Origin of the sequence: Bradyrhizobium sp. BRP20, from assembly GCF_020194215.1 — a bacterium.
Lineage (GTDB): Bacteria > Pseudomonadota > Alphaproteobacteria > Rhizobiales > Xanthobacteraceae > Bradyrhizobium > Bradyrhizobium yuanmingense.
On the sequence record NZ_JADYVY010000019.1, the window covers coordinates 1 to 13,399 of the forward strand.

At 63.8% G+C, this 13,399-nt stretch carries 9 protein-coding genes; 4 read left to right on the forward strand and 5 right to left on the reverse strand.

Annotation, left to right across the window (positions count from 1 at the left end; translation table 11 throughout):
• Nucleotides 1-135 precede the first annotated feature (135 nt).
• Entirely contained in the window at nt 136-1,713 is a 1,578-nt protein-coding gene (locus I6F33_RS31355; RefSeq protein ID WP_225145119.1) for a fatty acid--CoA ligase, read from the reverse strand.
• Nucleotides 1,714-2,010: 297 nt separating this feature from the next.
• Nucleotides 2,011-2,883 (reverse strand): SDR family oxidoreductase, encoded by an 873-nt coding sequence (locus I6F33_RS31360; protein WP_225145120.1) that lies wholly within the window; start codon nt 2,881-2,883, stop codon nt 2,011-2,013.
• 116 nt (nt 2,884-2,999) lie between these two features.
• Here I6F33_RS31360 and I6F33_RS31365 point away from each other — a divergent pair, with 116 nt between their 5' ends.
• The 3 genes from I6F33_RS31365 (at nt 3,000) to I6F33_RS31375 (ending at nt 6,070) form a co-directional block, all read left to right on the forward strand.
• Nucleotides 3,000-3,809, forward strand: coding sequence for a crotonase/enoyl-CoA hydratase family protein (locus I6F33_RS31365; RefSeq protein ID WP_036023014.1), 810 nt, complete (start codon nt 3,000-3,002; stop codon nt 3,807-3,809).
• A 140-nt stretch (nt 3,810-3,949) separates the two neighbouring features.
• Nucleotides 3,950-5,494 (forward strand): acyl-CoA synthetase, encoded by a 1,545-nt coding sequence (locus I6F33_RS31370; RefSeq protein WP_225145121.1) that lies wholly within the window; start codon nt 3,950-3,952, stop codon nt 5,492-5,494.
• Nucleotides 5,495-5,665: 171 nt separating this feature from the next.
• Nucleotides 5,666-6,070, forward strand: coding sequence for a YccF domain-containing protein (locus tag I6F33_RS31375; protein WP_036023017.1), 405 nt, complete (start codon nt 5,666-5,668; stop codon nt 6,068-6,070).
• 73 nt (nt 6,071-6,143) lie between these two features.
• Here the strand turns inward: I6F33_RS31375 and I6F33_RS31380 are convergent, their stop codons facing one another.
• The 3 genes from I6F33_RS31380 to I6F33_RS31390 form a co-directional block, all read right to left on the reverse strand.
• Nucleotides 6,144-7,538 carry a TRAP transporter large permease subunit gene (locus I6F33_RS31380; RefSeq protein WP_225145122.1) on the reverse strand — a complete coding sequence of 465 codons (1,395 nt, stop codon included), beginning with the start codon at nt 7,536-7,538 and terminating at the stop codon, nt 6,144-6,146.
• Nucleotides 7,539-7,564: 26 nt separating this feature from the next.
• On the reverse strand, nt 7,565-8,128 hold the full coding sequence (locus tag I6F33_RS31385; RefSeq protein ID WP_085968941.1) for a TRAP transporter small permease subunit: 564 nt from the start codon (nt 8,126-8,128) through the stop codon (nt 7,565-7,567).
• Between the two features lie 93 nt (nt 8,129-8,221).
• Nucleotides 8,222-9,328, reverse strand: coding sequence for a TRAP transporter substrate-binding protein (locus I6F33_RS31390; protein WP_036006206.1), 1,107 nt, complete (start codon nt 9,326-9,328; stop codon nt 8,222-8,224).
• 1,234 nt (nt 9,329-10,562) lie between these two features.
• Here I6F33_RS31390 and ppc point away from each other — a divergent pair.
• Nucleotides 10,563-13,361 carry a phosphoenolpyruvate carboxylase gene (gene ppc / locus I6F33_RS31395; protein ID WP_225145123.1) on the forward strand — a complete coding sequence of 933 codons (2,799 nt, stop codon included), beginning with the start codon at nt 10,563-10,565 and terminating at the stop codon, nt 13,359-13,361.
• The last annotated feature ends 38 nt before the right edge of the window (nt 13,362-13,399 follow it).

The following is a 13,399-nucleotide window of genomic DNA, read 5'->3' on the forward strand; positions in this document are numbered from 1 at the left end:
CCGCTGTCCAGGATGCCATCGGCACCGGCGTAGCCGGCGCGAAGCGTCCTGGACAGCGGTGAGCACTGCGCTACTCTGTTGCATTAAGGCATGAAACCTCTTGACCAAGGCTAGGAGGTCCTACGGCACCGCGGATCAATTCACCCGCCGATCCTTCCCCGCCCAATACGGCTCGCGCAGCTGCCGCCGCAGGATCTTGCCTGACGGATTCCGCGGCAGCGCAGGCAGGAATTCCACGCTCTTCGGCGTCTTGTAGCCGGCGATGCGCGTCCGGGTGAAGTTGATGATCTCGGTGGCAGTCGCCTGCTTGCCCGGCTTCATCACCACGATCGCCTTCACGGCTTCGCCCCATTTGTCGTCAGGCACGCCGATCACGGCGGCTTCCGCGACATCGGGGTGGTCGCACAGAGCGCTCTCGACCTCGGCCGGATAGATGTTCTCGCCGCCGGAGATGATCATGTCCTTGATGCGGTCATGGATGTAGAGATAGCCGTCCTCGTCCATGTAGCCGGCATCGCCGGTGCGCAGCCAGCCGTCGCTGCGCAGCGTAGATGCGGTCGCCTCCGGCAGGTTCCAGTAGCCGGCCATGTTGGAGCCCGAGCGCGTTGCGATTTCGCCGACCTGCCGCGGCGGCAGCGGCTTGCCGTCCGGATCCAGGATCGCGATCTCGACGCCCGGCAGCGCCTTGCCGGCCGAGCGCATCCGCTCCAGCCCCTCGACGTGATCCTCCGGCGGCAGCGCGACGATGGTGCCGGTGGTCTCGGTCATGCCGTAGAGCTGCACGAAGCCGCATTTGAAGACCTCGATGCATTCCTTCAGCAGCGCTGCGGGAATCGGCGAGGCGCCGTACAGCATGTATTTCAGCCGCGAGAAGTCGACCGTCCTGGCGCGTGGCTGCCGCACCACGAACTGCATCGCCGCCGGCACCATGAATAGTTTCGTGATGGCGGACTGCTCGAAGAAATCCAAAACCTTGGTCGGGTCGAACTCGCGTGCGATCACCCCGCGGGCGCCGTGATAAAGTCCCATCACGCCCCAGCCGGAGCCACCGATATGGAACACCGGCATGGCCACCAGGGAGACGTCATCGGTCGACCACCGGTTCCACTCCGGCTTGTCCTCGGCATTGCCGGATTGCACCAGGTTGAGGAAGTTGGCATGCGACAACATCGCGCCCTTCGGCTTGCCCGTCGTGCCCGACGTGTAGAGCTGGATCGCGATGTCCGTGGTGTCGATCGGCACCTTCGGATCATCGCCGCTCTGCGCATCGCGCCATGCCGTAAAATCCGGCCATTCCGGCGCGCCGCCCTCGGTGGTGATGACGGTGCGCACGCTTGGTATCTGCTCCCTGATCTGGCGCACTTGAGTGATGAACTCCGGCCCGGCGAACAGCACCGGCGCCTTGCAATCTGAGACGATGAAGGCGACCTCGGGCCCTGCTAGCCGCCAGTTCACCGGCGCCATCACGACGCCTGTCTTCATCGCCCCCATCAGGAGCTCGAAATAGATGTCGCTGTTTTTGCCGAGATAGGCGATGCGGTCGCCCTTCTTTACGCCCATTGCGAGGAGCGCGTTCGCGACCTTGTTGGTCTTGATGTCGAACTCGGCGAAGCTGGTGGTGCGGCCCTCGAATTCATAGGCGATGGCGCTGCCGCGGCTCTTTGCACGCTCGCGCACCATGTCGGCGAGGTTCGCCAGTTTCTGTATGGACATGTTTCTCCCGCAGGCGTTTGTTTTTATGCCCGGGAGTGTGGCGTCATCCGCCGGTGAAGACAAGATGGGCTCCGCTGTCGTCCCGGACAAGCGCGCGCCTCAAGCGCGCGCAGATCCGGACCCATAGCCACAGGAAGTTGTTTGGCGAAGACACGCAGTTACCTGTCTCGCGCCACGACTGCTCCCTGTGGTTATGGGTCCCCGCCCCCGTGCGCTTTGCGCACTAGGCGGGGACGACAACTGGGGGCGTGGTGAAAACGTCAGCCCCTTACATGTCCGCGCATTTGCAATGCGCCGTCATCCCCGCTTCGCGCGGTCCTTCTCGTTCTGCGCCATGATGCTCTCGCGCGCGGTCTTCCAGTCGTCGTCGCTCCAGTCGCGGAGCTGGTAGAAGTTGCCGCCCATGGCGAGCGCCTGGGCGCCGTCCATGGCGATGGTCTCGCCGTTGATCCAGTCGCAGCCGCCGGAGATCAGGAACACCGCGACGTTCTGCAGTTCCTCCATGGTGCCGACCCGGCCCATCGGGTTCATCGCCCTGGTGCGCGCGCCGGCTTCGTCACCGGGCTTGATGCGCTTGCTCATGCCTTCGGTCGGGATCTCGCCCGGCGCGATGGTGTTGAGGCGGATGCCGTAGCGGCCCCATTCGGTCGCAAGCGACATCGTCATGGCATGGATCGCCGACTTGCTCATCGCCGACGGCACCACGTAGGGCGAGCCGTTGCGCACCCAGGTCACGGTAATCGAGACCACGTTGCCGGGTTGCTTGTCCGCGATCCAGCGCTTGCCGACCGCATGTGTCACGTAGAACGTGCCGTGCATGACGATGTTGGCGACCGCATCGAAGCCGCGCGGCGAGAGCTCCTCGGTCCGAGAGATGAAATTGCCCGCGGCATTGTTGATGAGGTCGGTGAGGGGGCCATCGCGGAAGATGCTCTCGATCATCTCCTCGACCGCAAGCGCGTTGCGGATGTCGACGCCGTGGCTGGTGACGCGGCCGCCATACAGATCCATCAGCTCGGTTGCGGTCTCGTCGCACACGATCTTGCGCCGACCGCAAATGTGCACCTCGGCGCCGAGCTGGAGAAAGCGCGCCGCCATCGATTTGCCGAGACCGGTGCCGCCGCCGGTCACGAGAATGCGTCGGCCGGCCAGAAGATTTTCCTTGAACATGGCTGTTTCCCCCGTAGGGATTGTCAGTTAATTGGTCGATTGACTAAATCCGGCCGCCGGCGTCCTGTAAAGCGGCACTGAACAAGAACAGGCAGGAACTAGGGGAGAATTCGTCCATGGAAGATCGCGTCTCGATCTCGATCTCGGAAGGCGTCGCCGATGTGCGCCTGGTGCGCGCCGACAAGATGAACGCGCTGGATCAGCCCATGTTCGAGGCCCTCGTCGCCGCAACCGACCGGCTGTCGAAGGCGAAGGGCGTGCGCGCCGTCGTGCTCTCGGGCGAAGGCCGCGCCTTCTGCGCCGGGCTGGACATGGGGCGTTTTGCCGCCATGAAGGAGAAGGGTGGCAACGGAATTCCGGGTGGCGAAAATCGCGATCTCACGGTGCGCACCTATGGCAAGGCCAACTTCGCGCAACAGGCGGTGTGGGGCTGGCGCCAGCTACCGATGCCTGTGATCGCGGCCGTGCACGGCGTCGCCTTCGGTGGCGGCTTCCAGCTCTCGCTCGGCGCCGACATGCGCTTTCTCAGCTCGGATGCGCGCATGTCGATCATGGAGATCAAATGGGGCCTCGTCCCCGACATGGCGGGCACGCCGATCCTGGCCTCGCTGGTACGCGACGACATCCTGCGCGATCTCACCTACACCGGGCGCATCTTCTCCGCGCAAGAGGCGATGACCTACGGCCTCGCCACGCGCATCTGCGACGATCCGCGCGCTGCGGCGCTTGATGTCGCGCGCGAGATCGCAGGGAAAAGCCCCGATGCGATCCGCGCGGCCAAGCGGATGCTGAACAATCTCTCGGTCGATCCGGGCCCGGCGCTGCTCGCCGAATCCGTCGAGCAGCAGAAGCTGATCGGCAGCCCCAACCAGACCGAGGCCGTGCGCGCCAATCTGGAAAAGCGCGCGCCGAATTTTGCGGATTAGCTTTGGGTCATTCCGGGATGCGCCGTAGGCGCAGGCCCGGAATCCATCGAGCCGCATCGTTCGCTGTGAAATGGATTCCGGGTTCGATGCTGCGCATCGACCCGGAATGACGGCACAAACAACAACAAAGAAAAACAACAATGAACCAAACGCCCCCCTTCCTCGGCATCGTCTCCGGCGAGCGCCGCCGCTCTCACGCCGAGGTCACTGAGCGCGCCGACCGCATCGCCTCCGGCCTCGCCAAGATCGGCGTCCGCCAAGGCGATTGCGTCTGCATGCTGATGCGCAACGACATCGCCTTCCTGGAAGCCGCCTACGCCGCGATGCGGCTGGGCGCCTATGGCGTGCCGATCAACTGGCACTTCAAACCGGAGGAGATCACCTACATCCTGAAGGATTCCGGCACCGCCGTCCTGATCGCTCATGCCGACATGCTGCACGGTTTGCGCGATGCGATTCCTGAGGGAGTCACCGTGCTCAGCGTGCCGACGCCGCCGGAAATCCGCTCCAACTACAAGATCGATCCGGATCATCTGACGAAGCCGGACTTCGCGATCGACTTCGAAGTCTGGCTCGCGCAACACCCGCCCTATGACGGCCCGATCGTGCCGCAGCCCATGAACATGATCTACACGTCGGGCACGACAGGCCATCCCAAGGGCGTCCGCCGCAACGCGCCGACGCCGGAACAGCAGGCTGCCGGTGAGCGCATGCGTGCGATGATCTATGGGCTCAAGCCCGGCGCCCGCGCATTGCTGCCGGGGCCGCTCTATCATTCCGCGCCGAACTCGTTCGGCATCCGCGCCGGCAAGCTCGGCGGGGTGCTGGTGCTGATGCCGCGCTTCGAGGCGGAGGAATTTCTGCAGGCGATCGAGCACTACAAGATCGACACCATCTTCATGGTGCCGACCATGTTCATCCGCCTGATGAAGCTACCCGAGGAGGTGCGCAGGACGTACGACGTCTCCTCGCTCCGCCACGTCATCCACGCCGCCGCGCCGTGCCCGGCCGACGTCAAGCGCGCCATGATCGAATGGTGGGGGCCGGTGATCTACGAGTTCTACGGCTCGACCGAATCCAGCGCCGTGACCTTCGCGACCTCCGAGGATGCGCTGAAGAAGCCCGGCACCGTCGGCAAGATCTCGCCGGGCGCCGAGCTGCGCTTCGTCGGCGACGACGGACGCGTACTCGGCGTCGGCGAGATCGGCGAGATCTATTCGCGCATGGCCGAGATGGCCGATTTCACCTATCACAACAAGCCGGAGAAGCGCGCCGAGATCGACCGCGACGGCTTCATCACCTCCGGCGACGTCGGCTATATCGATGAAGACGGCTACGTCTTCATCTGCGACCGCAAGCCCGACATGGTGATATCAGGCGGCGTCAACATCTACCCGGCCGAGATCGAATCCGTGCTGCATGCGGTGCCCGGCGTGCATGATTGCGCCGTGTTCGGCATCCCCGACGCCGAGTTCGGCGAGGCGCTGATGGCGGTGGTGGAGCCGCAACCCGGGGGCACGCTCGCTGCTTCCGATGTCCGCGCCGCGCTGAAGGCGCATCTGGCCGACTACAAGGTGCCCAAGCACATCGAGATCCGCACCGGCCTGCCGCGCGAAGATTCCGGAAAAATCTTCAAGCGCCGCCTGCGCGATCCCTATTGGGAGCAGGCGGGGCGGAAGATCTAGCTACTTCGTAGCCCGGATGGAGCGAAGCGTAATCCGGGATCTCTCGCCGTGGAAAGATCATCCCGGATTACGCTTCGCTCCATCCGGGCTACGCCCTGCGCGCTGGAAGCGTCCTAGCACGGACAAATTCCGAGCCTATATGGATGGGATCATCCACCTCCGGATCGTCCCATGGCCCCCGTTTCCATCCTGCTCAACATCCTCTGGATCCTCATCGGCGGCGCCTGGATGGCGTTCGGCTGGCTGATCGCGGCCGTTGTCATGGCGATCACCATCATCGGCCTGCCCTGGGCGCGGGCGGCGTTCAACATCGCCGTCTACACGCTGCTGCCGTTCGGCTCCCGGGCGGTCAACCGCTACGATGTCACCGGCGTCGAGGATATCGGCACCGGCCCGCTCGGGGTTATCGGCAATATCATCTGGTTCGTGCTCGCCGGCTGGTGGCTCGCACTCGGTCACCTCCTGACCGCGCTCGTCCTCGCCGTCACCATCATCGGCATCCCGTTCGCCTGGGCCCATCTGAAGCTCGCCGGCATCGCGCTCTGGCCGATCGGCAAGGTGATCGTGCCGGCTTAGGACGTTGCCTCAACATCGGCGCTCGGCGGCAGAGCGGAGCCGTGTGGCGCCGTCGCGGACTCAATCGCGCGGGCTACTTCTTTTTTGGTGTCAACCAGTCCTCGTCTTCCAGGGACGGTGCTTGTTTCTGCTGTTCCAGGATTTTTCTGTACTCCTCCGGGATCACCTGGCTGCGAGATGCTTCATGCAGCGTATGTGGGAACCAGGTCGCAATGCCGGGGAAGGCAATCATCAGGCCAACGCAGATCACCTGCAGCACCATGAACTGGAACATGCCAGCGTAGATCGTTCCGAGGCTCCAGCCCTTGACCACCTGCTTGAGATAGTACGCTGACATGGCGACGGGCGGCGACAGGAAAGCGGTCTGCAGCACCACCGCAACCAACGCTCCGAACCATATGAGGTCGATGCCCATGCCTTTCACGACAGGATAGAAGATTGGCAGAAACACCAGGATGATGGCCGGCCACTCAAACGGCCACCCCAGCAGGAAAATGAGAAGGAGCACGACAATCAGCATGAGGCTCGGCGGCAACTGCAGGCCGAGCATCGTCTCGGTGATCCAGTTCGCTGAGCCAAGGCGGGCGAACACCGCACCGAAAATGTTCGACGTGACCGCCAGCAGGAGGACCATGCTCGACGTCGCCATCGTCGAGATCAGCGCCCGTTGCAGTCCGCTGAACGAGAACCTGCGATATGCGATGGCCAGGATCAGCGCGCCGACGCTGCCGATGCCGGCGGCCTCCGTCGGCGTCGCAAGCCCCCCGATGATCGAGCCGAGCGTCGCCGTGATGAGCCCGAGCAGCGGCAGCGTGCCGACGGCCACCTCGCGTGCAATGTATCCAGCGGAGTAGATCCGCTCATCCTTTGGCACTGGCGGCCCGAGCTTGGGATTGATGAAGGAGCGGCCCATCAGATAGATGATGTAGACGCCGGCCAGCAGAAAGCCCGGTCCGAAGGCTGCAGCATAGAGATCGGCGACCGAAACCCCGAGCACCGGCCCCATCACGATCAGCATGACCGACGGGGGAATGAGAATACCGAGCGTGCCGCCCGCCGTGATGGTGCCCGCTGAAAGCTTGGCATCATAGCCCGCCTTCGTCATGATTGGCGATGCCATGATGCCAAGAACGGTGACGGCTGCGCCGACGATGCCTGTCGCCATCGCGAACACGGTCGAGGTCAGGATGACGACGAGGAAGAGTGCGCCGCGCACCGGCGCAAGCAGCATGCGGAACGCCGTAAAAAGGCGCTCCATGAGTCCCGCCTGCTCGGTGATGAAGCCCATGAAGATGAACAGCGGTACGGCGGCGAGAAGTTCTTCCTTCATCATGCCGATGGTCTGGAAGTAACCAAGCTCGAAGACCGTCCCGCCCATGCCCCAGTAGCCGAACGAGAAGGCGAGAAACAGCAACGTGAACGAGATCGGCACACCGATGAAGATCGCGCCCAGCAGCACCAGCAGCATGATGAGGCCGATGAGCGCTTCTGCGGTCATATCTCGACTTTCTCCTTATGCTCCAGCTCGACGCCGGTGCGCGCCATGTAGATGCTTTTGATCAACTCGGACACGCCCTGGACCAGCAGCAGGAGGCAGGCGAGCGGCACGACGAATTTGAACGGCCACAGCACGGGCCGCCAGGGAGTCTGGTCCGAAGTCTCGTTGATCAGCCAGGCGTAGTGAAATTCGTTCCAGCTGATCAGGAACAGCATGATCAGGCTCGGGAAGAAGAAGACGACATAGGAGATCGTATCGATCCAGCCCTTCCTACGGATCGAGAACTTCTCCCAGAAGAAGTCGGTACGGATATGAGCACCCTTGTGCAGCGCGTAAGCGGCGCCAAGCATGAAGAGCGAGCCGTACAGCATGTAGGTTGCGTCGTAGGCCCATATGGTCGGCGCGTTGAACAGGTAACGCGCTCCAACCTCATAGGCGACGGCGAGAACCAGCGGCACCGAGAGCCACGAGATGATCGTGCCGGTCCGGTCGGTGAAGCCGTCGATCATCCTGATGATAGCCAGAAGCGCCGGTGGCTGCCCGCCTGTTATCTCAGCCATGCCTCGCCCCTTTCGCCGATCATTCGTGCGGCGCAAAGCAGGCCGCCTGCGTGCGAATTGAGGGCGGTCAAATCGGCCGCCCTCGGAGGAGTCCTATTTCTCGGTTGGGAAATAGTAGTTCGCCATGAAGGAGTATGGCGGGAAGTAAGACCTCTTGTACGGCACCACAGCGCTGGCATACGCCTTCTGCGAGTCGTGCACCTTCTTGAAGAACGGGTTCCTGGCGCCCTCGGCGGCCGCGATCTCGTCCCATTTCTTGATGAAGGCCAGCAGGATCTCCGTCGGCGTGCGGAGAATCTGTACGCCGTGCTTCTGCTGCATCTCAATCAGCGCATCGGCGTTCTGGCGCTGCCACTTGGTCCACCAGACGAGGAATGTCTCGTTGGCCGCCGACTTGATGATCTCCTGATGTTGCGGGCTGAGCTCCTTCCACACATCGCCGTTGATGACGAGCTCGCCGACCGTCACGTTCTCATGCAAGCCGGGTGAATAGTGATACTTCCAGACGTTGTGGAAGCCGAGCTGCATGTCCTCGATGCCGCCGACCCATTCGGCGCAATCGATCACGCCGCGTTGCGCGGAGGGAATGATTTCTCCGCCCGGCATGTTGACCACCGTGAAGCCGAGCGCCTGCCACACTTCGCCGGCCATGCCGGTCTGGCGGCATTTCATGCCCTTCATGTCCTCGACCGTCTGGATCGGCTTCTTGAACCAGCCGAACGCCTGCGGCCCTGCAGGCAGGATTGGAAACACGACGAGGTTGAGCTTGAGCTCCTTCTGATAAAACTCGTTGTAAAGCTCGAGGCCGCCGCCGTGATAGAGCCAACCCATCACGTCCATGAAGTCCATGCCGAAGGTGCCGCCGGGACCGCCGGTGAACAGGATCGCGGTCTTGTTCTTGCCGGTCCAGTAGCCGGCCCACGCATGCGCTCCGTCGAGCACCTTCTTGTTGGTTGCGTCCAGCACCTCGAACGCCGGCACGACCTGGCCGGCGGGCATCGCCTCGATCTTCAGCGCGCCGGCTGACAGCTTGTTCACTCGATCGACGAAATAGGTGAAGTTGTCATAGAGCGTGAGCGACGCCGGCCATGTGGCCTGCATCTTCAACACCTTCGTCTGCGCCATGACTGTTGTGGTGGATACGACAAACGCCGAAGCGATCAGGGCAACGGCGACCAGTCCCAGAAACATGCGTTTCATGAGCCATCTCCTCCCTTGGACAACGTGACCGCGGCGAACTATTCTCTTCGTTGTTCTTGGTCGCCAAGTCTTCAAACCACGTCTGTCATCATTCTGCCACCATCGCCGCAAGTTGTCATCTTGCTTTCTGGCGGTAGCAAGCGCTGGAATTGGACATGGTCGAGACGTCAGCTCTTTGACCCTTCGGCGACGAACCTCCATTCGTTTGTTACGCTGGCTGTCGGTGGCAAACCAGACGCCGGGGGCGCCTTTGGCTGCGGCGGGACGCGGCCAGGCGATGCGGCGCACACCATGCCTCGCGTTGCCCGACGGGCAAAACACGCCAATGCAGGTCAAGTGGCGGGAGTGCAAATATTCTGATTGACCGAATTCGCTGTTTCGGGTAAACCGCAGCACATCCCGGCTCGTCAAAGGGACGTTTCGCGATCGTCACGATACGTAGGCCAGGATGCGATGGACGCGGCAGCGCCGGCGCGTGACGGGATGGCAGGGCGGGCAAACCCGTGAGCCATCGCGATCCGCGGCACGACACGGTGTGGTCACAACGTTGCTTTTCGGCATTGGGGGCGAGCACGCGCGAGCTTCCGACAGTCCGGGAGAGACGTCCGCGGACGGCAAAAGCGTGTGGTCCTGACGCCCGGGGTCTGTGCGTCAAGGCTTGCGGTGGTGAAGCGGCCCGACCGGGTGCGCGCATCAGTGATCCGCAAGGCGACGGGGGCAATAGTGCATCGCTCCCCGGGGAGAGCGCGCCATAAGCCGTAAAACCATTGCGCAGGGAAGGCCGGGATGTTCCGGCATCACCTGTGGTCACCCCGCGTGCGTCTTGTCGCGTGCGGACCTTGGGTGCCGGCTGGCGCCCGGCCTTCCCTGCGCCCTTGCTTCTCGATGAGGGCGAAACGGAAAGCAAAACTTCGGGCGCCTGCGCCGCGAGACCGCGAAGGCATGCTTATTATACGACTAGCTATTTTCTCGTGCCCCGGACGCAGCGCAGTGCGCCGCGCCTTCGCGGCGTGGTGCGCTGCAGAGCCGGGGCCCATTGCGGCGATGTGCTCTGAGGCTCCTGGGTCCCCGCTCGGCGCAGCAACGCTCGAAGGCGTTGCTGCTTGTCCGGGACACGAGGTCGTCGCACTCCGATCCACGGTGCGTCGCCCCAACTTCATCTTGCACTGCGGTAGAAAAGTATCGCACACTCCGCCGGACCGGGCCGCCAAGGGCGCGAGCAGGGGAGCGAGCCATGTCCCTCCAGACCGTACCATCCGACAGCACTGAGCAGCGCCCCAACCGCCCTGAGGATGTCCAGGCGATGGAGGCCGATGCCCGGCTGCGGGACGATATCCGCCTGCTCGGGCGCATTCTGGGCGACACCGTGCGCGACCAGGAGGGCGCCGACGTGTTCGACCTGGTCGAGCGCATCAGGCAGACCTCGATCAGGTTCCACCGCGACGAGGACCGGCTCGCCCGCCGCGAGCTCGAGCAGATCCTCGACAGCATGTCGACCTCCGAGACGGTGCGGATCGTCCGCGCCTTCAGCTATTTCTCGCACCTTGCCAACATCGCCGAGGACCAGAACAACATCCGTCAGATGCGCGCGCGCGCTGCGGCCAAGAATGGCGGCTCCGGCGTGCTGGCGGAGACACTGGCGCACGCCAAGGCGGCGGGCATTGGTCCCGACCAGCTCCGCAACTTCTTCAAGACCGCGCTGGTCAGCCCGGTGTTGACCGCGCATCCGACCGAGGTCCGCCGCAAGAGCACCATGGACCGCGAGATGGAGATCGCAGCCCTGCTCGATCGCCGCGAGCGGGTTGCGCTGACCGCGGAGGAGGCGGCTGCCAGCGACGAGCAGCTCCGCCGCGAGGTGCTGACGCTGTGGCAGACCAACCTCTTGCGCCGGACCAAGCTCACCGTGCTGGATGAGGTCGCCAACGGCCTGTCGTTCTACGACTACACCTTCCTGCGCGAGGTGCCGCGGCTCATCAACGCGCTGGAGGATCGGCTGGAAGAGGGCGGCGAGCAGGCGGCCGGCGAGCTTGCCTCGTTCCTGCGCATGGGCAGCTGGATCGGCGGCGACCGCGACGGCAATCCCTTCGTCACCGCCGACGTGATGCGCGGCACGCTGCGGTTGCAGTCGAGCCGGGTGATGCAGTTCTATCTCAACGAGCTGCACGTGCTCGGCGCGGAGCTGTCGATCGCAGCCCATCTCGCCGACGTCTCCGAGGAGCTGCGCACCCTGGCGGAGCGCTCCCCGGACACCTCGCCGCATCGGAGCGGCGAGCCCTATCGCCTGGCCGTTTCAGGCATCTATGCCCGCCTCACCGCGACGGCCGAAAAGCTCGAAGTCGAGATCACGCGCCGGCCTGTCGGCAAAGCGGCGCCTTACGAGAGCGTCAGGGAGCTGCTGGCCGATCTCGACGTGCTGCATCGCTCGCTGATCTCCAACAACGCCCGCGTCATCGCCCGCGGCCGGCTGCGGCTCCTGCGCCGCGCGGTGGATTGCTTCGGCTTTCACCTGGCCCGGCTCGACATTCGCCAGAACTCGGCCGTCCACGAGCGCACCATCGCCGAGTTGATCGACGCCGCCAATCCCGGCATGTCCTATCTCGCGCTTGGCGAGGACGCTCGCATCTCGCTGCTGACCAACGAATTGCGATCGACGCGCGCGCTGGTCTCGCCCTTCGTCAAATACAGCGACGAGACGATGGGCGAGCTCAACGTGTTCCATGCCGCCGCGGAAGCGCATGCGAAATTCGGCTCGGACGCCATTCCTCAATGCATCATCTCGATGTGCAAGGGCATGTCGGACATGCTCGAGGTCGCCGTGCTCCTGAAGGAGGTCGGCCTCGTCCATCCCTCCGGCCGCAGCGCCATCAACATCGTGCCGCTGTTCGAGACCATCGAGGATTTGCAGGCTTCCAGCGGCATCATGGACCGCATGCTGTCGTTGCACGATTACCGCCGGCTCGTCGACAGCCGCGGCAGCGTGCAGGAGGTCATGCTTGGGTACTCCGACAGCAACAAGGACGGCGGCTTCGTCACCTCGGGCTGGGAGCTCTACAAGGCCGAGATCGGCCTCGTCGAAGTGTTCGAGCGGCACCACGTGCGCTTACGTCTGTTCCACGGCCGCGGCGGCTCCGTGGGGCGCGGCGGCGGGCCGAGCTATGACGCCATCATCGCGCAGCCCGGCGGCGCGGTGAACGGCCAGATCCGCATCACCGAGCAGGGCGAGATCATCTCGTCGAAGTATTCCAACACCGAGGTCGGCCGCAACAATCTGGAAATCCTCGCCGCGGCGACGCTGGAGGCAAGTCTGCTGCATCCGCGCCAGAGCGCGCCGCGCCGCGAATATCTGACCGCGATGGACGAACTCTCGAACCTCGCCTTCAAGGCCTATCGCGGCCTCGTCTACGAGACCGAAGGCTTCGTCGAGTACTTCTGGTCGTCCACCGTCATCAACGAGATCGCCACGCTCAACATCGGCAGCCGTCCGGCTTCGCGCAAAAAGACCCGCGCGATCGAGGATCTGCGCGCGATTCCCTGGGTGTTCTCGTGGGCGCAATGTCGCCTGATGCTGCCGGGCTGGTACGGCTTCGGCAGCGCGGTCGAGCAGTGGATCGCGGAGCATCCAGAGCAGGGCATGCCGTTCCTGAAAGAGCTCTACCAGGAATGGCCGTTCTTCCGCATGCTGCTGTCGAACATGGACATGGTGCTGGCCAAGAGCTCGATCGCGATCGCCTCGCGCTATGCCGAACTGGTGCCGGACGAAGCCTTGCGCGAAAAAATCTTTGGCCGCATCCGCCGCGAATGGCATTCCTGCATCGAGACGCTGCTCGACATCATGGGCCAGGACAGGCTGCTCCAGGGCAACCCGCTGCTGGAGCGCTCCGTGCGCCACCGCTTCCCCTATCTCGATCCGCTCAACCACGTGCAGGTCGAGCTCTTGAGAGAGCACCGCGCGCAGAACCCCGACGAGCAGGTGCTGCGCGGGATCCAGCTGACGATCAACGGGATTTCGGCGGGCTTGCGGAATACGGGGTAGGGCGAATTGCGAATGGCGAGTAGCGAATAGAAACCCTA